Origin of the sequence: Corynebacterium stationis (assembly GCF_001941345.1) — a bacterium.
GTDB classification, from domain to species: domain Bacteria; phylum Actinomycetota; class Actinomycetes; order Mycobacteriales; family Mycobacteriaceae; genus Corynebacterium; species Corynebacterium stationis.
In genome coordinates this window covers 1,007,902-1,028,537 of record NZ_CP009251.1, presented here as the reverse complement: position 1 = coordinate 1,028,537, position 20,636 = coordinate 1,007,902, and the positions used below count along the sequence as shown (strand labels likewise).

General features: G+C 54.4%; 18 protein-coding genes. 4 read left to right on the top strand and 14 right to left on the bottom strand.

Annotated features, from left to right (window positions below):
* Positions 1–2: 2 nt before the first annotated feature.
* From mraY to CSTAT_RS04750, 9 genes are all read right to left on the bottom strand, one after another.
* Positions 3–1,112: a phospho-N-acetylmuramoyl-pentapeptide-transferase gene (gene mraY, locus CSTAT_RS04790; protein ID WP_075722670.1), complete on the bottom strand. Its 1,110-nt coding sequence runs from the start codon at positions 1,110–1,112 to the stop codon at positions 3–5.
* Positions 1,113–1,129: 17 nt separating this feature from the next.
* Positions 1,130–2,665 carry a UDP-N-acetylmuramoyl-tripeptide--D-alanyl-D-alanine ligase gene (locus CSTAT_RS04785; RefSeq protein WP_075722669.1) on the bottom strand — a complete coding sequence of 512 codons (1,536 nt, stop codon included), beginning with the start codon at positions 2,663–2,665 and terminating at the stop codon, positions 1,130–1,132.
* A complete protein-coding gene (locus CSTAT_RS04780; protein WP_066793144.1) occupies positions 2,665–4,407 on the bottom strand; it encodes a UDP-N-acetylmuramoyl-L-alanyl-D-glutamate--2,6-diaminopimelate ligase in 1,743 nt (580 codons plus the stop codon). Before CSTAT_RS04780 ends, CSTAT_RS04785 begins: the two co-directional genes overlap by 1 nt.
* 83 nt (positions 4,408–4,490) lie before the next feature.
* A complete protein-coding gene (locus CSTAT_RS04775) occupies positions 4,491–6,362 on the bottom strand; it encodes a peptidoglycan D,D-transpeptidase FtsI family protein (protein ID WP_075723801.1) in 1,872 nt (623 codons plus the stop codon).
* Between the two features lie 466 nt (positions 6,363–6,828).
* On the bottom strand, positions 6,829–7,665 hold the full coding sequence (ftsL, locus tag CSTAT_RS13800) for a cell division protein FtsL (protein ID WP_244892903.1): 837 nt from the start codon (positions 7,663–7,665) through the stop codon (positions 6,829–6,831).
* Between the two features lie 44 nt (positions 7,666–7,709).
* Positions 7,710–8,762, bottom strand: coding sequence for a 16S rRNA (cytosine(1402)-N(4))-methyltransferase RsmH (rsmH, locus tag CSTAT_RS04765; protein WP_075722668.1), 1,053 nt, complete (start codon positions 8,760–8,762; stop codon positions 7,710–7,712).
* A gap of 161 nt (positions 8,763–8,923) precedes the next feature.
* Positions 8,924–9,358: a division/cell wall cluster transcriptional repressor MraZ gene (gene mraZ / locus CSTAT_RS04760; RefSeq protein WP_003845214.1), complete on the bottom strand. Its 435-nt coding sequence runs from the start codon at positions 9,356–9,358 to the stop codon at positions 8,924–8,926.
* Positions 9,359–9,886: 528 nt separating this feature from the next.
* Entirely contained in the window at positions 9,887–10,285 is a 399-nt protein-coding gene (locus CSTAT_RS04755; RefSeq protein ID WP_066793140.1) for a DUF3040 domain-containing protein, read from the bottom strand.
* A 234-nt stretch (positions 10,286–10,519) separates the two neighbouring features.
* A complete protein-coding gene (locus CSTAT_RS04750) occupies positions 10,520–10,972 on the bottom strand; it encodes an SAV_6107 family HEPN domain-containing protein (RefSeq protein WP_075722667.1) in 453 nt (150 codons plus the stop codon).
* 260 nt (positions 10,973–11,232) lie between these two features.
* Between CSTAT_RS04750 and CSTAT_RS04745 the strand changes: the two genes are divergently transcribed.
* From CSTAT_RS04745 to CSTAT_RS04735, 3 genes are read left to right on the top strand one after another with little or no spacing between them, the layout of a single operon-like run.
* The gene (locus tag CSTAT_RS04745; protein WP_075722666.1) at positions 11,233–11,790 is read left to right on the top strand and encodes a GNAT family N-acetyltransferase; all 558 of its coding nucleotides are present in this window, start codon (positions 11,233–11,235) and stop codon (positions 11,788–11,790) included.
* 31 nt (positions 11,791–11,821) lie between these two features.
* Positions 11,822–12,922: a polyprenyl synthetase family protein gene (locus CSTAT_RS04740; RefSeq protein ID WP_075722665.1), complete on the top strand. Its 1,101-nt coding sequence runs from the start codon at positions 11,822–11,824 to the stop codon at positions 12,920–12,922.
* A 9-nt stretch (positions 12,923–12,931) separates the two neighbouring features.
* The gene (locus CSTAT_RS04735) at positions 12,932–14,554 is read left to right on the top strand and encodes an alpha-(1->6)-mannopyranosyltransferase A (RefSeq protein ID WP_075722664.1); all 1,623 of its coding nucleotides are present in this window, start codon (positions 12,932–12,934) and stop codon (positions 14,552–14,554) included.
* Here CSTAT_RS04735 and CSTAT_RS04730 read toward each other — a convergent pair.
* The gene (locus tag CSTAT_RS04730) at positions 14,523–14,888 is read right to left on the bottom strand and encodes an Rv2175c family DNA-binding protein (RefSeq protein ID WP_075722663.1); all 366 of its coding nucleotides are present in this window, start codon (positions 14,886–14,888) and stop codon (positions 14,523–14,525) included. The two genes, CSTAT_RS04735 and CSTAT_RS04730, sit on opposite strands and share 32 nt — an antisense overlap.
* 85 nt (positions 14,889–14,973) lie before the next feature.
* On the opposite strand from CSTAT_RS04730, the gene CSTAT_RS04725 reads away from it, so the two are divergent.
* Positions 14,974–16,485 carry a protein kinase domain-containing protein gene (locus CSTAT_RS04725; protein WP_075722662.1) on the top strand — a complete coding sequence of 504 codons (1,512 nt, stop codon included), beginning with the start codon at positions 14,974–14,976 and terminating at the stop codon, positions 16,483–16,485.
* Positions 16,486–16,646: 161 nt separating this feature from the next.
* Here the strand turns inward: CSTAT_RS04725 and CSTAT_RS04720 are convergent, their stop codons facing one another.
* From CSTAT_RS04720 to CSTAT_RS04705, 4 genes are all read right to left on the bottom strand, one after another.
* The gene (locus tag CSTAT_RS04720) at positions 16,647–18,044 is read right to left on the bottom strand and encodes a class II 3-deoxy-7-phosphoheptulonate synthase (RefSeq protein WP_075722661.1); all 1,398 of its coding nucleotides are present in this window, start codon (positions 18,042–18,044) and stop codon (positions 16,647–16,649) included.
* A gap of 156 nt (positions 18,045–18,200) precedes the next feature.
* The gene (locus CSTAT_RS04715) at positions 18,201–18,710 is read right to left on the bottom strand and encodes a polyadenylate-specific 3'-exoribonuclease AS (RefSeq protein ID WP_075722660.1); all 510 of its coding nucleotides are present in this window, start codon (positions 18,708–18,710) and stop codon (positions 18,201–18,203) included.
* 11 nt (positions 18,711–18,721) lie between these two features.
* Positions 18,722–19,855: an acyltransferase family protein gene (locus CSTAT_RS04710; protein ID WP_075722659.1), complete on the bottom strand. Its 1,134-nt coding sequence runs from the start codon at positions 19,853–19,855 to the stop codon at positions 18,722–18,724.
* A complete protein-coding gene (locus CSTAT_RS04705; protein WP_066793124.1) occupies positions 19,852–20,589 on the bottom strand; it encodes a lysophospholipid acyltransferase family protein in 738 nt (245 codons plus the stop codon). The genes CSTAT_RS04710 and CSTAT_RS04705 overlap by 4 nt, the downstream gene beginning before the upstream one ends.
* Positions 20,590–20,636: the final 47 nt, after the last annotated feature.

The window sequence follows — 20,636 nt, the reverse complement described above, 5'->3', positions numbered from 1 at the left end:
TCTTAAAGGATGCTTGCGCCAGTTGTCAGGAGCCATTCACCGTAGAAAATTCCTACGCCGGTGATAGCGGCCATGCCAGCGAGCAGCCAGAAACGGATAACCACTGCGGTTTCTGGCCAGCCGCCATTTTCGAAGTGGTGGTGAATTGGCGCCATGCGGAAGAAGCGCTTTCCGGTGGTCTTGAAGACAAAGACTTGGATAACAACCGAGGCTGCTTCAACAACGAAGAGTGCGCCAATGATGATCATCAGCAGTTCCGTGCGAGTAGCAACGGATAGACCCGCAACCAGGCCACCGAGTGCCAAGGAACCGGTGTCGCCCATGAAGATTTTTGCCGGTGCAGCATTCCACCACAAAAAGCCCAAGGAACCACCGAGACCGGCAGCCGCCAAAATGGCCAAGTCCAAAGGATCGCGCACCTGGTAACAGCCGGCAACGAAGCCGACTTCACAGGAGTTACGGAACTGCCAGAAAGTAATGATGGTGTACGCGCCCATCACAAAGGCAGTAGAACCCGCAGCCAGGCCGTCAAGACCATCGGTCAGGTTGACGGCGTTCGACCACGCGGCGATCAGAATAAACATGAACACCAGGAAGATGATGATTCCGATAATGGTTGGGCCGACGGCGATATTAAAGGTCGGAATATCGCGCACAAAAGACATGTGAGCCGTCGCAGGTGTTAGGCCATTGCTATCTTCAAATTGCAGCACCAAGAGACCAAAGGCCAAAGCTAGAGCGAGCTGGCCAACAATCTTTGCGGTCTTATTCAACCCGAGGTTGCGGGCTTTGAACAGTTTGATGAAGTCATCAGCAAAGCCCAAGGCGCCGAGCCCTAAAGTCAAGCCTAGAACCAAGATTCCTGAGACCGTGAAGCCACCGGTTCCGGTGATGGAGCCATAGGTATTTACCGCTAAGTAAGCAATAACAATGCCGGCCAAAATGGCCAGACCACCCATCGTCGGCGTACCGCGCTTGCGCAGGTGCGACTTCGGTCCATCCTCACGAATCTCTTGGCCTTTACCGGCGTTGGAGAAATAGCGGATCAGCCATGGCGTAAAGAAGATCGCCACAAGGAAGCTGATGACGCCGGAGGCCATTATCTGAATCATTATTTCAACACTATCCTTTAATCTTCGCCGTTAAGTAGGCGTTCAGAAACCAGCCACAATCGTTGCGCATTCGAAGCTTTGACCAGGACTACATCTTTCAACTCGCGTGAAGACCAGTCTTCGACTCCAGCGGGCGGAGTTTGAAGAACTTCTTCGATGTGCCAAATGGCGTCATCGATATCCCGGCTAACCATAGTATTTATACCGCGCTCGGATGCGGCTTTAGCCATTGCCTCGCCATAAACGCTCTCACCCACCACGATGAGGGTATGGACATCGTATTTCGCTAACTCCGCACCGAGTTGGTAGTGCTCTTCTATAGCGTCATCGCCCAGCTCGCCCATCTCACCGAGTACTGCGATAGAGCGCGCATCGGGCCGCCCAGAGGTGGTGTAGCCCAGTGCGGCAATCGCCGCGCGCATTGAATCCGGGTTCGCGTTGTAGGAGTCATTAATAATGGTGACTCCATCAGCGCGGGTGTGCACATCCATGCGGTGAGCAGACGCGTTTCGATGCCCACTTAAAGAATCCGCCACAGATTGCACAGACAAACCCGCCTCAATAGCTGCTGCAGCAGCCGCGAGGGAATTGGAAACCTGGTGAACACCAAAGACCTGCAATGTCACAGATACCGGTGCGGCACCTGGCGCATGCAAAGTAAAGGATGGACGTGCAACATTATCCAAGGTGATATCGGTGGCATAGTAATCCGCGCCTGCTGCTGGAGGATTCGCCGAAGAATAGGTCACAACCTTGGCGCTGGTGCGCGAAGCCATTGCTGCAACGAATGAATCATCAGCGTTTAACACCGCGATGCCACCTTCGGCAGCCGAAGGCAATGCCTCAACTAATTCGCCTTTGGCTTGTGCGATGTTTTCACGCGAGCCAAATTCTCCAAGGTGAGCGGTACCAACGTTGAGCACCACACCGATTCGCGGGGTTGCGATATCAGTGAGGTGTTTGATGTGGCCGATGCCGCGAGCTGATAGTTCAGCCACGAGATATTTCGTGTCTGCATCGCAGCGCAGCGCGGTATACGGATGCCCGATTTCATTATTGAATGAACCCGGAGGAGCTACGGTTTCTCCATCTTGGCGCAAAATAGTTGCGATCAGATCCTTCGTGGAAGTCTTACCCGCAGAACCAGTTACGCCGATGATGCTAAGACCATCTTCGCTAGTGAGCTTGCCAGTGACAAAGTGCGCGAGGTCTGAAAGTGCCCGAACTACTGCTGCAGCTGAGCCATCTAAGTCGTTGGCATAGATATCAGCATTGGCGCCATCGCCTTCCAGCCGACCAGTTGGTTCGACAACGATCGCTGGAACGCCCACGGGGCGAGCAGCTAATACAGCCACCGCGCCTTGCTCTACCGCCTTGGCAGCAAAGTCATGACCGTCAACCTTAGCGCCTGGAAAACACAGGAATAATCCACCGGGAGCTACCTTGCGCGAATCAAATTCGACAAAGCCGGTAACCAGTGCCTCGGGGTTTTCGACACTGTCGAGGCGACCGCCGACAATCTCGGCGATCTCTTTCACAGTCAGGTCAATCATTATTGCCTCTCATCGGAGTCTTCGGCAGTATCTCGAGCTTCTGGGGTAATGGGAGTATTAAGGTGCGCTGTCCGCTTTGATTGTAATGCCCGAGCAAGTTCTTCACGATCATCGAAGTGATGCATGGTTCCGCCAATGAGCTGACCTACTTCGTGGCCCTTGCCAACCACGATGACAGCATCGCCGGAAGTTGCCCAGTTGACTACTTCATCAATGGCTTCAGCGCGCGATGCAATTTCGCGGAATTCTACATCACGCCCAGCCTTCTCAGCTGCTTCTATTGCTCCAGCCATAACTGCTTGGCGGATCGGAGCTGGGTCTTCGGTGCGTGGATTATCATCGGTAACCACCACGAAATCGGCGCGTTTCGCGGCAGCAGCACCCATCAATCCGCGCTTCGAGGAGTCACGGTCTCCTCCGGCGCCGACAACCACGCCAATACGTCCGGCGCCGATGCGTTCCGCATCGTTACGCCGTAAAGAGTTGGGACCTGCTGAATCGAGCTGCGAGCGCAAGGTGTCCAATACTGCTTCGATAGCCGCTGGCTTGTGCGCGTAATCAACAACGGCTACAAAGTCCTGGCCTTCATCGATACGCTGCATGCGGCCCGGTACTGCCACCTGGGTCAAAGCCGCGATGAAAGTATCCAAGTCAATACCTGCAGCGCTCGCCATTCCTACAGCAAGGCCTGCATTGGCGATGTTGAAATCGCCCGGCAGCGGCAACTCGAAATCAAAGGAACGAGGGACTTGTGCCTGGATAATCTCACTATTTTCCGGTGGATTAATCTCCAGCGCTACCTGCTGCCCCCCTGTTGCTTGTACCGCCTGCTGCCACGCCACCACTGTGCCCGGAACCAATAGTTCCCGAGTGCGCTCACGCAGCATCGCATCAGCCTGGGCCACGCCGCCCTCGTCACCGGTATGGGCAATCGCCCCCGTGGTAGAGACCACGGTTAAAGGCCGATTTTCTTCATCAACTAGATCAGCTAGACGCTCGCCCCACTCATCATTAATGCACACCACCGCATTGCGTGCCGCCTCTTCGCCTAAGAAAAGCTTTGATTTCGCCGCGAAGTACTCTTCCATCGTGGGGTGGAAATCGAGGTGGTCTTGAGACAGGTTAGTAAACCCGCCCACTGCAAAGTCCACACCTTGCACGCGTCCTAGCTCCAGTGCATGTGAGGACACTTCCATCACCACGTGGGTGACGTTTTCTGCAACCATGCGTGCGAATAAGTCCTGCAACGTTGGTGCTTCAGGGGTGGTGAGCTGCGTTTCAACTGGCTTGCGGTTAATCCGGGTTCCGGTCGTACCGATCAAGCCGGTGGAATAGCCTGCGGCTAAAAGGCCAGTTTCTAAAAGATATGTTGTCGTGGTCTTTCCCGAGGTACCAGTAACACCGAAAATGGTCAGCTTCTTGGTCGGGTGACCATAAATCTCGGCTGAGATTTCTCCGAGTACCGCGCGAATATTCTCGACCACGATAATGGGACGGTCGAAAGAATCTTCCGCTGATTCACGGTGCAGGATTTCCACGCCGGCGGCATCGGTAAGCACTGCTTTTGCCGATGTTGCTGCTGCGAATGTTGCACCATGGCTACGGGTGCCCGGAACGGCCGCGAACAGGTATTCCGCTTCTGCTCGGCGGGAATCCAACGTGATGGCTTCTACGGTTGTCTCACCATCACCAATGATTTCACCGCCTGCGATCTCCGCTAGCTTGAAAAGCGTGGTAGTCATGTCGCTCGCGTCCTTATTCTCGTAGTCTTCGTGGGGTTATTTATCTAGAAAAGTATTTATTATACGTGCTGTATCCGCCGTGATTAGTACTGCGTCATGACCCAACGCTTTCCTTCTGGTGACGTCGGGATGTTGTCGCGGTTGAGCAACCACGCGGCAATGTCGCTAAAGAGCGGCGCTGCAGATTGCCCGCCTGAGCCATCGGCATTGGTGCCGGTTTCGGGCTCATCTAACATGATGGCAACGACAAACCGGGGGTCATCGGCAGGCGCAATGCCTGCGAAAGTAATCCAATACGCACTTTGCGAATACGCACCCGTATCTGGGTCTACCTTTTGCGCGGTACCGGTCTTACCGGAAAGCTGATACCCCTCGATCTCATTGCCCATAGCCGTACCAGTTTGCACATAAGCTGGGTCATCCTGGAACGTCGAGCGGAACATATCCACCACGGTCTTCGCAGTTTCAGGCGATACCACCTGCGTGGTACCTGGATCATCCTGCGGGACTTCCTTGCCATCGGCATCCGTAATCGAGTCGATGATACGTGGCTGAATGAGCTCGCCATCATTCGCCAAAGCCTGATAGACACTCGCCATCTGCAAGGTCGTCCACGACATACCCTGGCCAATTGGAAGGTTGGCAAAGGTACCACCGGACCACTGTTCTAATGCAGGCAGAAGACCAGATGATTCATTCGGTAATTCGATATCAGTGGTTTTACCCAACCCGAATTTCTCAAGGTACTCAGCGAACTTCTCCTCGCCCAGGCGCTGCGCAATCTGCAGCGTACCTACGTTGGACGACTTACCAAAGATACCCGCGGTGGTGTACGGCTCCACCCCGTGTTGCCACGCATCGGCAACATTAACTCCTGCGATATCGATGGAGCCTGGAACCTGGTGGACTTCCTCCGGCGTGGTCACACCTTCTTCAATCGCGGCCGCAGCAGTAACTACCTTCGCGACAGAACCTGGCTCATAAGGGTGCGAAATGGAACGGTTTTCAAAGTCCTTGCCTTCTTCAAGCTGGGCTTCAATATCCTTATTCGGATCGATGGTTCCGGTATTAGCCATCGATAACACTTCACCTGTAACCGCATCTAATACAACTGCTTCACCCATTTTGGCGCGGGAATTGTCCACAGCCTGCTCTAGCTTTTGCTGAACATAGGTTTGCAAGTCCAGATCTAACGTCAGTTTCACATCGGAGCCATCGATTGCTTCAACTTCATCGCGCACCGTACCTGGAATCAGCTGTCCGTCGGTTGAGACATCTTCAGTGGAACGGCCATCAATACCGGTCAACAGCGAATCGCCAGAAGCTTCAAAGCCGAACTGGCCTTGGCCGTCCATGGACACCTTGCCCACGATATTTTCTGCAATCGCACCATTAGGGTATTGACGGATATCTTGGTGGTCAGCAGCCACGCCATGGTAGGTATTGGCGATTTCTACAGCAATATCTGGATCGACATTGCGCACCAGCACCTCATATTGCGTATCCGCGCGCAATTTATCCATGATCTGGTCGGAGTCAACATCAGAGGTTGACGCGCCTGCTTCTTTAATAGCCTTCGGGATTCCCTCAGCCATTTCTTCTAAGCGCGTAGTAACCCGGTCGTCGAGAAATTCATTAGTTTCCTGTTCGCTCTTTTCCGCCAGCTCACCTTCATTGCGAGCTTCAATCTCTTCTTGCTCGCGCAATTCATCACGCAAGCGCGTTGGAGATACTGTCAACGAGCGTGCAGCCATGGTGTACGCAATGCGCTGACCATCACGGTCGACTACTTCTCCCCTGCGTGCGGGTTCCACATAAACGCGGGTGCGCTGTGCTTCTGCACGGGCAGATAAGTCTGGCCCCCAGACAATTTGTACCCATGCCAAACGCCCTACCAACACTACGGTCACAATAACCAAGATGGTGATAACTAAGTTCAGGCGCTTAGTCATCATCGGCTGCTGCGCGAGCATCTTCTTCTTAACTGCCTGCGGTGCCGGCACTGGGCGTGCTTTTTGTGCCCTTTGGGCTGGCCCATGCGCTTGACCGGTGTGGCTCGCGCCCGCACGTGCTTCTCCAGCACGGATTCGTTCCCGTTCGCTGGCACTGCGTGCACGTGGTGGTTGCGCTACGTAATTATCCCGGTCCTTAGTCGACCAGTCCCGTGAGGCATGCGAAGATGCCCTGCGGCTTTTTCCACTGCGACCTTCTTGGCGCCCCTCATTACGGGAGCTGTCTTTGCCCCCATTTCGGCTACGGCGCCGTGGGTCACCCGAGTGTGGTGGAGTCACAGTGGTGTGTCACCTGCCTTCATGATGCTCAAAGTTAAGGAATACCCAAGGTGCAATATTGCCCTTTGCTGAATTGAATTCTCGTATGACTGTAGCCGGATCAATCCTTAAGGTGTGGGAGGCTTATCCCTTATTCACCAGACTGATATGGAGAATCCAGGTTTTCCCCAACTGGCAAAGGCGCATTGGCAGATTCTTCTTCAGTGGTTGGACGAGATTCAACCGCATCATCTGCATCAACATCGCCAACACGCTGCTGTTGGTTGCGCGGAACCGCGTTGAGTTCATCCGACACGCCCTCAGTATCGCGTGGATCACTGGTTGCCCGTCCTGTGCGTACTGGTTCCCCGTTGACATCGATAATCGCTTCGGTGCCTTCGGTGGCAGGACGACGCTCTTCCACTGTGCCATCTTCTCCAACTTCTACGATGCCTGGCTGGGAAGGAATACCCATCTTGGCATCTGCACCACGGCGAGCAACATCTGCTGAAGAACGTACCTGTTCAAGGTCACGGTTGAGCGTTTCCAACTGGTTGTTCAGTTGCGATTCCTGGTAGGTCAGCTGCTGGATGCGGAAAGTCTGGGAAGTTGAGACACCTGAGAGCCACACCGCTAAAACAACACCACCGATGAGAAGAGCAATCGCTACAGCGGACAAGCGCGAAAATAGCGTGACCTGTTTAATCGGCGCAACACGACGCCCGCGCTCAGTAACGACCTGGCGTGACCCCAGCCGAGACTTACGCGGCGTGGGCGTAATCTGCGGAACCTCACGACGGGTAGTACGCGTCGGCGACACCGTTCGCGTCGCGGTGTTTTGCACTCCACGATTGGTACGCGTCTGAGTTGAGCTACGGGTTTTCACTGCGCCCGTCGCGGAAGTTTCACGACTGGCAGTGCGTGTGCGGGAAGGTCGGTCCATCACATCAGTCGTTGAACCCTGTGCGCGCTTGGTGCGTGTTCCCATAGTGGTTCTCTTTGTCCTGGTTGTGGTCGAATCTGCCATCTTCTTTAAGCCCCTATCCCAGTTCCAGGTGGAAGAAATGAATGCTCGCCTGCTAATCGTTCAAAAGCACGCACGCGCACTGACGCGGCACGTGAATTCTCAGCAATCTCCGCCTCGGTTGCCTTTTCCGAACCACGAGTAATGGCCTTGAAGGAAGCAGCCGTGCCAGGTAGGTCCATTGGTAGACCCGCTGGCGTCGATGAAGTGGTCAGCTCCCTAAACATGGACTTGACCAGTTTGTCTTCCAAAGACTGATAGCTCATGAAAACAACCCGACCACCGATTTTCAAACCAGAGGTAATAACTGGAATGACCTGTTCGATGGCCTCTAGCTCGCGGTTGACCTCCACGCGCAGTGCCTGGAAAGTCCGCTTAGCTGGGTGGCCACCCGTGCGTCGGGTAGCTGCAGGGATAGTGTTATACAGCAGCTCAACCAAGCGAGCTGAGGTTTCAAAGGGGTGGCTTTCGCGTTCTTTCAAAATTGCCGAAGCAATTTTTCCAGCAAAGCGTTCATCGCCATAGAACTTCAAGATGCGCGCAAGCTCACCATGGGAATAGGTATTGAGCACATCCGCGGCAGTAATGCCGGTGGAAGGGTCCATGCGCATATCAAGAGGGGCATCAACTTTGTAGGCAAAACCGCGCTCAGACTGGTCTAGTTGCATCGACGAAGCACCCAGATCGAAGAGTGCACCAGCGATGCCATTGTCGCGCGCGATGTCGAATATCTCGCCTTCGCCATCGTCAATTGCGCGGCCGATTTCATCAAAGCGTTCGTTGACGCCGATAAAGCGGTCACCAAAAGGGGCCAGGCGCTGGGTAGCTTGCTCCAAAGATGCGGCATCACGGTCAACACCGATGACTCGTGCTTGAGGAAAAGCCCGCAGGAAGAATTCGGTGTGCCCACCAGCACCAAGAGTGCCGTCAACGATGACGGCGTTGTCACCAGCTGCCTCCACAGCAGGTGCGATAAGCTCCGCCATGCGTGAGCGCATCACTGGAACATGTCCGTGGTTGTCTTCAATATCGAAATTTACGTCTGTATTACTCACGGGCATATCCCCCTTTCCTGCTGACAGGGGCTCCCTTTTAGGAATCCCTGAGATGAATCGAGTGCGTATAGGGCCCTGTCCGAGGGACGCTCTGATATCGGGGAAGTACACCAGAACATCAACCTCAGACAGAGTCCTTACACGCACTCTCTCTAGTTTTCATTCGCCTAGAGCAAGCCGCCGAGAACATCATCCGCGTCAGCTGCCGAGTAGGCATCTTCAGTTTGCGACTGGTATTCAGCCCAAGCGGCTGCGTCCCAAATCTCAAGGAAATCAACTGAGCCAATAACTACGCATTCCTTAGAAAGGTTCGCGTACTTACGGTGTGCTGCTGACAGTGTGATTCGACCGCTTCCATCAGGCCTTTGCTCATCCGCACTGGCAGCCAGGTTACGAATAAACGCACGCGCTTCTGGATTCGTTCGAGACACGGCCGCTGCTTTGCGTGCCCTTTCCGCGAATTCCTCACGGGGATACACGGCTAAAGAGTGGTCTTGCCCCTTTGTCACCATCAGCCCTCCAGCTAGCTCATCACGAAACTTCGCCGGAAGGGTTAGTCGACCTTTGTCATCAAGCTTCGGAGTGTAGGTTCCGAGAAACATCCCGGTCCACCTTCCTTGCTTAACCACACCGGTTTCCTCTTCACGAATATGAAGCGGTGTGAATGCTAGATTCTCACCACTTCTAACCCGCTGCGCCCCACTCTACCCCACTTTCCCCCACCTTCAACAGTTTTACACGCAAGCTATCTCTACTTTTAACCATAACCGCAGTTCAACAGCTGTAAATTTGGTGGGGAGATTTCCCCAAAACACTTCTAGCCACACCCAAAACACACAACTATTACCCCATCATCAACAATTGCACCAATAACAAATGTGTTTGCTTAATCCACTTTCTCCCCGATTCACTCACACGAACAGGCATTTTGGCACACAAAAGAAGATCCCCACTAACCCACTCGCCGGGCGGGCAACTCTAGAACCCTGTCTGGGCGCAGGGTGGGTGATAGTGGGGATTTGAGGTGGGTGAAAGTGGGAGATTATAAAAAGGCAAAACAAAACGAGGTGCGCCCCAGCCGGATCTACGGCTGGGGCGCACCCCGTTAAGGCAATGAGTGCTACTTGTGTCTAGCGCTCTTCAAATCGGCGACGGAAGTTTTCTTCTAATTTGCTCGCAGCGCCACTGTCTTTCGCAGAGCCCGCTCCACCGGACTTGGATTTCTTCCCAGAAGAACGCGCGGAACCATCTCCAGAACCGCGAAGCATCCAAACTCCTGCACCGAACATGACTAGGAATCCAGCAATGGAAAGCAGCACGAACCACAAGCTTGTCTGCGCCAATGCAACGCCGCCCACCAGCATCACCAAACCGACAACCACAAGCGCTACACCGCGCAGGGTTACGGCACCGCCGGAGCCACCAAATGAAGAGGCACTGGACACGGAGGCCCCGAAGTTGGGATCCTCAGCAAGCAGGGACTTCTCAATTTCGCGAAGTGCGCGCTGCTCTTGCTCTGAAAGAGACACTGTTCCTCCAATAAGTCCGGGCTAAAAAGTTACGTATCAACTATCTCAGCAAATCGCCACCCTATGTTTACCTTCAGTATAACCGAGCCATCGCTGCAGCCGATCATCAATTCGGTGACAATATTTCCTGTTCTACCTAATACAACGCACACAATAACCAGTTAGTTCCCGCGGTTGCAGTTTCCTATGTCACCTTTTCAAACGATTATCGCCACACTTCGGCAGCAACTAGACCTATGCCGCTTGGCCACCGACTCCATCAAAGTCGTGAGTGCCAGTCTCAGCCATTTCCAAAAAGCGAGCCGCCAAGTCCATCAGGTCAAATACAACCTTGTCCGCGACCTCTCGGTCAATACCGGACGCTAGGCGCGAGCGCGTCCGAGAGTAAGCACGGAAAGAATCTGCCCATTCCTCTTCCTCTGCCCCCACTAGGCTCAATTGATCCCACGCAGAAGTCGGCAAGCGGCGACGCTTAGAAACGGTTGCGGAAGCTGCCACACAGGCGCCAGCTGTGCGCAGCCCAGCCTGATATGCCTTCTCCAACGCCTGATCCGTCCGTCCATTCGCCGCATCCGCACGGGCATCAGCAAGCAAAAGCGCGGCCTGGGTCAGAAAACGCTGACGCTTGGAGCCTTGGCCACCCTGTCGCTGAACCCGTCGAGCTGTTGCAGAAATTACCTGTCCCATCGCTTTGCCTCCTTCACGCTATTGCTTGCGATATAACCCGTGTGTTTATGTGCCTTACTTTAGAACCCGCTTCGTACATCCATGCCCACATTATAGCTCACATGTTCGACAATGAAAAGGTTTCTAATGCACACAGCGCTGCAAGTTTTCGAACACCACAGCGGGTTCATGTTCGATCAAGACGCAACCGTCCCAACTCTTTTCCCTTCAACAGGGGCAATCTCACCCATTACAAGTAAAAGTTTTGTTAGATAGAGACTGTGTCTTTAACAATCCGCCGTCTCTCACCACAGGAGTTCGCGCTCAACGCCGACTCCTTGGTGGATATCTACATCAGTGCCATGGGCTATGACCCCGCCATTCGTGAAGGCCGGGTATTTTCCTGGCGGCGTGAGGTTATTCGACCCGGTTTCACTGCACTGATCGCTGAAGACGCGACTGGAGTTATCGGCGTTGCCTACGGTTTTATTGGCACTCCGGATTCGTGGTGGGACCGCCAACTACGCCTCGCGCTGCGTAAGAAAGGCGAATTATCCGCGGAAGAAGTCGAGATGCTTCGCAGCTACTTCGAGGTTGCGGAAGTCCACGTGCTTCCACGGATGCAGGGCCATGGCTTGGGCAGACAGCTCCTGGTTGAATTGTTGTGGAATGCGCCGGGCAAATGGGCTTTGCTTTCCACGCCTGAAGTCCCCAATGAATCTAACCGTGCTTTTAGTCTGTATCGGTCAATGGGTTTTACAGACGTCATCCGCCAGTACCGCTACCCCGGCGATGAACGCCCCTTTGCCATCTTGAAATTGCCGCTACCGCTTTCTTAATGTCGGGAATGCTAAAGGTAGGCTAAAGGCCATGAATAATTCTGAGGATTTCTCCCAACTTCCTATAGCCGAGATTCCCAAGCACGTTCGTGCTGAACTCTCCTCTTTTTTGAAAGCCCGGGAGCCTCAGCTCGCACAAATTGGAAAACCTGTCACCGAAGCTATTGAGCATCTAGAGCGCTTCGTGCTCGACGGCGGCAAGCGCATCCGCCCTCTCTATGCATGGGCCGGCTTCGTGGCCGCTGATGGGTTGTTAGGTTCAGAAGCTCCCCAGGCGGTCCTGCGCGCTGCTTCTTCTTTGGAATTCATTCAGTCGTGTGCACTGATCCACGATGACATCGTGGATGCCTCCGATACCCGCCGCGGCAATCCCACGGTGCACCGCGCGGTAGAAGCACAGCATCGTGCGCTGGGCTGGACGGGAGATTCTGCTGATTTCGGCCGCTCAGCTGCAATTTTGATTGGTGATATGTCTTTGGTTTGGGCCGAGGATATGTTCTTAGACTCCGGTATTTCGCAGGCTGCCATACAACGGGCTCGTGAGCCATGGCGAGCCATGCGCACTGAGGTCATCGGCGGGCAGCTCTTGGACGTGTCACTAGAGGCCGCAGCCATTGAGTCGGTGGAGCTGTCTGATTCGGTTAACCGTTTCAAAACCGCTGCGTACACTATCGAACGTCCGCTGCATTTGGGTGCCGCTATCGCGGGGGCATCAGACAAGCTAATCGATGCCTTTAGAGGCTACGGTCGCGATATCGGCATCGCTTTCCAGCTTCGTGATGACCAGCTAGGTGTCTTTGGAGACCCCCAGGTTACCGGCAAGCCAGCTGGTGATGATCTGCGCGAGGGCAAGCGAACGGTACTGATGGCAATTGCCTTGCAGCGTGCCGATGAACAGGATCCACCCACCGCAAAGTTCTTGCGCGAAAATCTTGGCGCGACTGACGATCCAAGCGTGTTGTCGAAGATGTCGCAGATGATTGAAGACTCTGGGGCGTCTGAAGAAATTGAGCAGCGCATTGATGCTCTTACCCAGTCTGGCCTGGAGTACCTTGCTGCCGCGAATGTAAATTCCGAGGTAACGGAGCTCCTGCGTTCTTTGGCTATCAAGTCCACCGCACGAGCAAAATAGGATCTTTACATGGTCAAGCAAGCAATGACTATCAAACTGCCCAGTGCCCTTGCCCTTGGTGTTGCGGGCACAATCGTGCTCACCCTTGCGTCGTATGCAGGTGGTGCGACGCGCAATCGCGGCGGTATTCTAGAAGCCCTCAATATCAGCGTGGTCTCTGCCGGTCATGGGCGTAATATCGGCATGACTTTATTCTGGGTGGGCATGTTTGCGCTCATTGCAGCATGGATTTTGGCCGGCAAGTTTCTCATCAGCTCCAGCGTGCGACGCAACACCGGTGTGGTTGATACCTCCTCGACTCCGCCAAAATTTTCTTTAGCAGCCCGCCCTGTGCCCTCGGCGCAGGTGGATGAAACAGCTTTTGCGAAAATGCGCACAACAATGTGGGCATGGATTGCCCCGTTGCTCTTGGCTGCGCCACTGTCCTCCCGGGACGTATATTCCTACCTCATGCAAGGCGCGATGGTGCGCGATGGCTTTGATCCTTATACGGAAGGCCCGGCGGTTAACCCTGGCCCATTCTTGTTGGAGGTATCCCAGGACTGGCGCAATACCACTACCCCTTATGGCCCGCTGCACTTGTGGCTGGGCGAGGGTGTTACGCGTCTGGTCGGCGATAACGTCACCATCGGGGTTTTTGTCTACAAGCTGATTTCGGTTCTAAGTTTCGCGGCTATCGCTTGGTCTATTCCTTTGATTGCCCGCAAGCTTGGTGGCGATCCCACTTTGGCGCTGTGGCTCGGTGTGGCTAACCCGGTAATGATTTTGCACCTTATTGGTGGCATGCACAATGAGTCCACCATGGTCGCATTGGTCTCCGTCGGGCTTTTGCTGTGCCTGCACAATCGTTATATCGCCGGAATCGCGCTGATTGCAGTCTCTGTGTCGCTCAAGGCAACCGCTTTCATTGCGATTCCTTTCGTGGTGTGGCTGATGATGCACCACTATGGTCAACGCTTTAATAAAGTGCTAGCTTTCCTGGTCTCCGGGCTCGTCGCCGTGGCAGAGACCATTATCGTGGTGGCTGCTGTTACCTGGGTATCTGGTACCTCATGGGGTTGGCTCACAGAGATTACCGGCAACTCTAAGGTCATCAATCCCCTAGCCGGTCCTACTGTTGCAACAGATACTCTGGCGCCCTTGATTACCACGTTGAATGAGGACATTACTTATAACGAGATCTTGAGCGTCATGCGTTCAGGAGCCAGCATCTTGATGTTGCTGGGATTGGCAGTGATATGGTGGCTGTTTAGAGCAAATCGCCGCGCAGCCATACTGGGTATCCCCGCTGCCTACCAGGTAGCTTTCATGTTCAATACCGTGACGCTGCCTTGGTATTTCGCCTCGGTCATCTCGCTGTTGGGCGTGGCCCGTCCCCCACGCTGGCTCATCCAGCTGTCTGCCGGTGCCTCAATCTTTGTGGCTTTGGCATTTTCCGGCGACGGCAACCACCAGCTTTATACCTGGTGGTGGGTACTTGGCTCACTGCTGTTGTCGTGGTGGGGAGCCTACTGGATGTTTAATCCCAGCGCCAAGCCGATCACGGGGGTGTCGAACCTAAAGGTATCGACACCACAAGAGGCAACTACAGCTGGTGGCTCTACAGTCCCATCGCCTGCGCGCGACGAATAACCTCACGCGCTAAGTGTCCTTGCAGCCCATCAACTGGGCGGCCAGGCAGCGAGGCATCTTCAGTAAACAAATACTCCAAGATTTCCTCGTCGCTAAAACCACCATCGGCCAAAACCGTAATGGCGCCAGAGACATATTTGTTTATGGCGCCTTTGCCATTGATAAACAGGGCCGGAACGTAGCGTTGCCCATCTTGGATGTGGGCAACCATCTTCTTCGCGTGCAGCAAGTCATGAACACGCGTAACCGCAATGCCAAGCTCCTCTGCAACTTCTGGCATGGTCAGTAGTTCATCGCCTTGCAGCAAAGCGTTTAAGTCTTTATTTTCTTCCATCACGTCCCCTACTTTAGATTACAGTTGGGTATAAGCGGTCACGTTGGTTGGCTAAATAGTTAATTTATCGTACATACTAGATGCCATGACACAGTTGGAAGTAGGAGACGTCCTCGAGCACCGGTATCGAATTGATCGACCAATTGCTCGCGGCGGCATGTCCACTGTGTACCGCTGTGTGGATTTGCGCCTTGGACGCGCATTGGCCGCGAAGGTCATGCATGACCAGTACAGCCAAGACGCGGTCTTTATTCACCGTTTCCGCCGCGAAGCACGCGCTATGGCGCAGCTGACGCATCCGAATTTGGTGAATGTCTATGACTTCTCCGCTGAAGGCGATCCGGTGTATCTCATCATGGAGTTGATCACTGGTGGCACGTTGCGTGAGCTTACTGCAGAGCGCGGCCCCATGCCTCCGCATGCGGCGGTAGCGGTAATGCGTTCCGTGCTCACCGGCTTAAGTGCCGTGCACGATAAGGGCCTGGTGCACCGCGATATCAAGCCAGATAATGTGCTGATCAATGGCGATCACACGGTCAAACTCGCCGATTTCGGGTTGGTGCGCGCGACCAGTTCGCAGACGGTCACGTCCAATCAGATCGTGGGCACGGCGTCCTATCTTTCGCCGGAGCAGGTCACGGGTGAGCACATCACGCCGGCATCGGATGTTTATTCAGCCGGCATCGTCTTATTCGAGCTGCTCACCGGCACGGTGCCATTTTCTGGCGATACTCCTTTGGGCCATGCGATGAACAGGTTGGAAAATGATGTTCCGAAGCCTTCATCACGGATTGCTGGGGTGCCTTCGCTTATCGATGCCATCGTTGCCACCGCCACTTCTTCCGATGTCTCCGAGCGCTTTGCCGATGCGCGGGAGTTTCTCGCGGCCTTGGATGATGTCGCTGAAGAGCTAAACCTTCCGAACTATTTAGTTCCTGTTCCTCATAATTCAGCGGCAGCGCGCACTGCGGCGGCACCGACGAATATGCAAGGAATTGACGCGGCCAATGTCTTTGAGCCCACGGGCTTTATTGACACTTCCGAATCCGCGACGGAAGTATTTGGCAGCGACATAGCCCAGGACGCGACCTCCGTTCTCCCTTCTGAGCCGGAGCCGCTTGCAGAGTCTGGTATCTCCGAACGTGACTTTCCGCGAGAGCGAGAACCTTTAAGCTTTGAAACCCGCTACGACGGACCTCCACCAGCTGCCGATGCGCCGGTTCGTCCGAGCCCGCAGGGCATTCCTGGCATGCCTCCTGTTATTCCCGGTACAGCTAGCGCTGCAGGGGCTGCCGGTGTAGCTGGCGCAGGAGCTGCTGGCGTGGGAGCAAGCAGCAACTATCCCGAGACTCGTTTGACGCCTCAACCTAACTTGGTTCATGCGCAGGCACCACAGGCCCCAGCGCGCGAAGAAAGCCACGCCCCTACCCCGGCCACAGCTGAAAGTGAGCCAACGGTTAAGCCGCTATCGAATCGCTCGCTGGTGGGATTTATTGTGTGGTTGGTTATCGTCGGCATCATCATCGCAGGCGTTGGTATCGCCGGCTGGTGGTTCGGCTCGGGCTACTACGGCGGCACGCCGATCTTTCTCCGCTAATACCCACTAGCTAAGACCAACTAAACAGAGAACGGAGGGCACCACGCATGTGCGTGGTGCCCTCCGTTCTACTCTATTTAAGGTTGAGCCACGAACCTAGTGGCTAAACTGCCGTGCTTCGAAGCCTGCTAAAGCGACCTTGGGAGCTTTAACGGGGAGCTTTAGCCGCGCTGGTTGCGCAGCATCTCTGCGACCAGGAAGGACAGCTCCAAGGACTGGCGGGTGTTCAAGCGTGGGTCACACGCTGATTCATAGCGCCCCGGCAAATCAATATCGGAGATGTCATCTGCGCCGCCGAGGCACTCGGTGACGTCTTCACCGGTGAATTCGAGGTGGATGCCGCCTGGGTGGGTACCCAGTTCACGGTGTACCTCGAAGAATCCCTGCACCTCATCCAAGACCTTGTCGAAGTGACGAGTCTTGTAACCATTCGAGGAAGTGAAAGTATTACCGTGCATCGGGTCAGACTGCCACACAACCTTGTGCCCGGAGTCTTCTACAGCACGGATAATGTCCGGCAAGACGGTGCGGATGCGGTCGTGGCCCATACGGGTAACCATCGTCAAGCGGCCTGGCACGCGGTCCGGATCGAGCTTCTCAGCGTATGCAACAGCTTCATCTGGGGTAACGCCTGGGCCAATCTTGAGACCAATTGGGTTTCCGATAAGTGCTGCGAAGTTCACGTGGAAATCTTCCAACCCGCGGGTGCGCTCACCGATCCACACCTGGTGTGCGGACAGGTCATAAAGCTTGGTCTCACCGCGGCTGTCCTTGGCCAGACGCAGCATCGAACGCTCATAGTCCTTGAGCAATGCTTCATGGGAGCAGTAAATAGTCGCTGCACGCAGGGTCTCATCAGAAACACCACATGCGTTCATGAAGTGCAGGCCGTTTTCGATCTCACGAGCCAAAGCCTCATAACGAGCTCCTGCGCGCGAGGTCTGCACGAACTCACGGTTCCACTCATGCAGGCGGTAAAGGTCCGCAGTGCCTGAGCTTGTCAGTGCACGCACGAGATTCATCGCTGCTGAAGAGTTAGCGTACGCACGAATCATGCGTGCCGGGTCGTGGCGGCGTGCTTCCTCAGTTGGTTCTACACCGTTGACAATGTCACCGCGGTAGCTCAGCAAGCCGTGCTCATCGACGTTGGAAGAACGTGGCTTCGCGTACTGACCGGCAATACGCGCAAGCTTGACCACTGGAGTGGATGCACCATAGGTCAGCACGACTGCCATCTGCAGCAAAGTCTTGATGTTGCCGCGAATGTGCGGTTCGGTATTTGCCTCGAAAGTCTCCGCGCAGTCACCGCCTTGCAGCAAAAATGCTTTGCCGTTGGCGACATCGGCAAGCTTGTTTTTTAGCTCCTCTACTTCCGGCGCCACCACGATCGGTGGAACCGATTCTAGAATCTTGCGAACGTTATCAGCTTGGGTTTGATCCCAGTTGGGCTGCTGCTTAGCGTCTCGCTTGATGGCATCCTGAAACTTCTCCTCGATGCCTTCTGGCAATGGCGGAAGATCAGGGAGTACTTCTTTAGGGATATCTACTGTCCAGCTCACAACTAGTATTTAATCACGGATGCACACCGAATGTGACATCCATAGCTTAGTAATATCCATTTAAGACACATCCCACCAGGCGGGACGCACTCGAGGCCCCGGTGGTCTTTCCTACACACAGCGCAGGGAGCGATCGCTAGTGCGCGCTCCCCAGCACTATTTCAGAGCCCGATTACCTGATGACAACGGCAGGACTTCAGCACAAATCTTAAACTTGGAAAGATTATGACGCGCATCTACTAAAGCATCATGGTTGCTATCTGGAATAGCAGGCAACTGCGGACGGCCGGCGAATTCCCAGTATTGGCGTAGCTCGCGGGTAAAGCGCGGGATAGTGCGCGGCAATCCTGCCATATCGCCCCAGAGTTGAGCTAGTACAACATGGTCATAGGCTCCCACCCACGCCCACAGTTGAACTGGGGTCTTATCTTGGGTGAGAAATTCTAAGACTTCGCGGCGGATGGTGTCTTTGGACTTCCACACCGAATCGCGTGGGCTGGGAAGTTTATCCAGGACATTCTCACGCACCCAAGCATTTGCCTTCGACGGGTCGAAGTCAGTGGATACCGCGTAGTATTCGCGACCATCTTCTGCGACAATGCCGATCGAGACAAGCTCGATGGTTCGGCCGTCTTCAATAAATTCAGTGTCGTAGAAATAGCGCACGGTTTAATAGCTTAGTCCCTGCCTGGTGCCTGGCGAAGCACCGGGGCGTGCATAACCATCGTGTGCAGCTGGCGCAGACTTGGCGGGTAGACACTCCAGCCCACAACGGGCAGCTTGGAGACCGACCAAAGCATCAATCCGCCGGCGGCACTTAGACCGATGCACACAATCGTCCAGAACCACGTGTTGTGCAACAGGCCCTCGCCAGCCATCGAGATCTCCCACTTGCCCACGATTTGAACGTAGTGATATCCCACGGTCAAAGCGATCGGGTGGCCGAGATAGATCGGCAAAGTATTGCGGCCGATAAACGCGAAGAAGGAAGAAATAAAAGGGATATAAGAAATCGCGACTGCCATGACCAAAGCCATCGGCAGCTGGAAGGTCTGCTCCACAAAGCGCACCAGCAACAAGATTTCTTCGCGTCCCATGTAATCCATGCCCGGCAGGTACCACGGCAGCGCTACTTCCCCGGTGAATTGATTCCACATATCGCGAGAGAAATAACCAACGGCATAAGTCATGGCCGCAAAGGACAGGGCGGCCACGTTAAGTCGGCATATAGCTTCAACAAAGACTGTGATTGCCCGGCGTAGGTACACGCCCATGAAAAATAGCGGCAGGTACATCAGCGCCTTGCCGATGAAGTAAATGTGCTCATTCAACGGCAGCAAAAGCACTGGGGTAAAGCTAATGAGCATTGCTAGTGCTGGATGCAGTTTGCGCACGGCAACCAAAACCAGGTTGAAGATAATCAGTGCGTGCAAGAACCAACCCATGTTGTGTCCCAGCAGCAGGTTCAGGCCAAGCTCGCTAAAGCTTAAAGGCTCGTTGCCAAATACCCACTGCCACTCCAGGTTTTTCGTCCACAATTCGATACTTACCCACAAAAGATAAGGAACGAAGAAAAACCACACGCGTTTGATCAACACATCGCGCAAGGTGTAATTCAAAATCTTGGTAGAGAAATACCCGGAAACCACGAAAAACAGTGGCATTCGCAGCGGATCGAGCCAGGTGTTTACCTGATAAAGCCAGGTGGATTCGCCTTCCGGCACTCCAATACCAATATGTAACAAGACGACGCCAAGGATTGAGATGCCCTTGGCGACGTCTGGCCACATGAGACGTTTCTGTGCACTCACTTTGTTGGTTCAGCACCCTTCGGATAACCGAGGCCCTTCTTCAAGGAATCTTTAACCTCTGAGGCATAAACATCAACGTACGGTTGCTCAGCTAATTGAGCAAGCTCGAGCATGAAGTAGTCGGTAAATTTCCGAGCGGTTTCATGATCTTCTACGTCCAAGCCTCGTTCTTTCGCCCAGGCATGAGGATCGATGGGCTGGCCCACGCGGGTTCCCACGCGTACGGGACGTGGAATCCAGGTGCCAATCGGATTGGCTTTGCGGGAATTAAACATTGCAATAGGAATCACCTGGACACCAGTGTCCATAGCCACACGCGCCATGCCGGTGCGTCCGCGGTAGATACGTCCATCGGGTGAACGGGTACCTTCTGGGTAAATACCAAACAGGCCGCCGTCATTTAAGATTTCCCGAGCCGAGTTCAACATGCCTTCCGCAGAAGACTTCGCTGTGCGGTCAATGGGTACCTGTCCAACGGAGGAAAAGAACCACTTTTGCATGCGACCAACAAAGCCCGGGGTGTTGAAGTACTCCGCCTTGGCGATGAACTTAATCTGCCGTGGGCATTTCAGCGGGAAGTAGAAAGAGTCCATGACCGATTGATGGCTCGAGGCCACGATCGCGGGTCCAGAAGCTGGGATATTCTCTACTCCCTCGATCCATGGACGATTCCATAGTTGCAGAGCAGGGCCGAAAAGGATGTGCTTGAAAGCCCAGTACCACCGGTTGTTCATAGCCATGGCTCTTTGTCCTTTTCTTGCTCTTTGCTTTGTTGTTTACT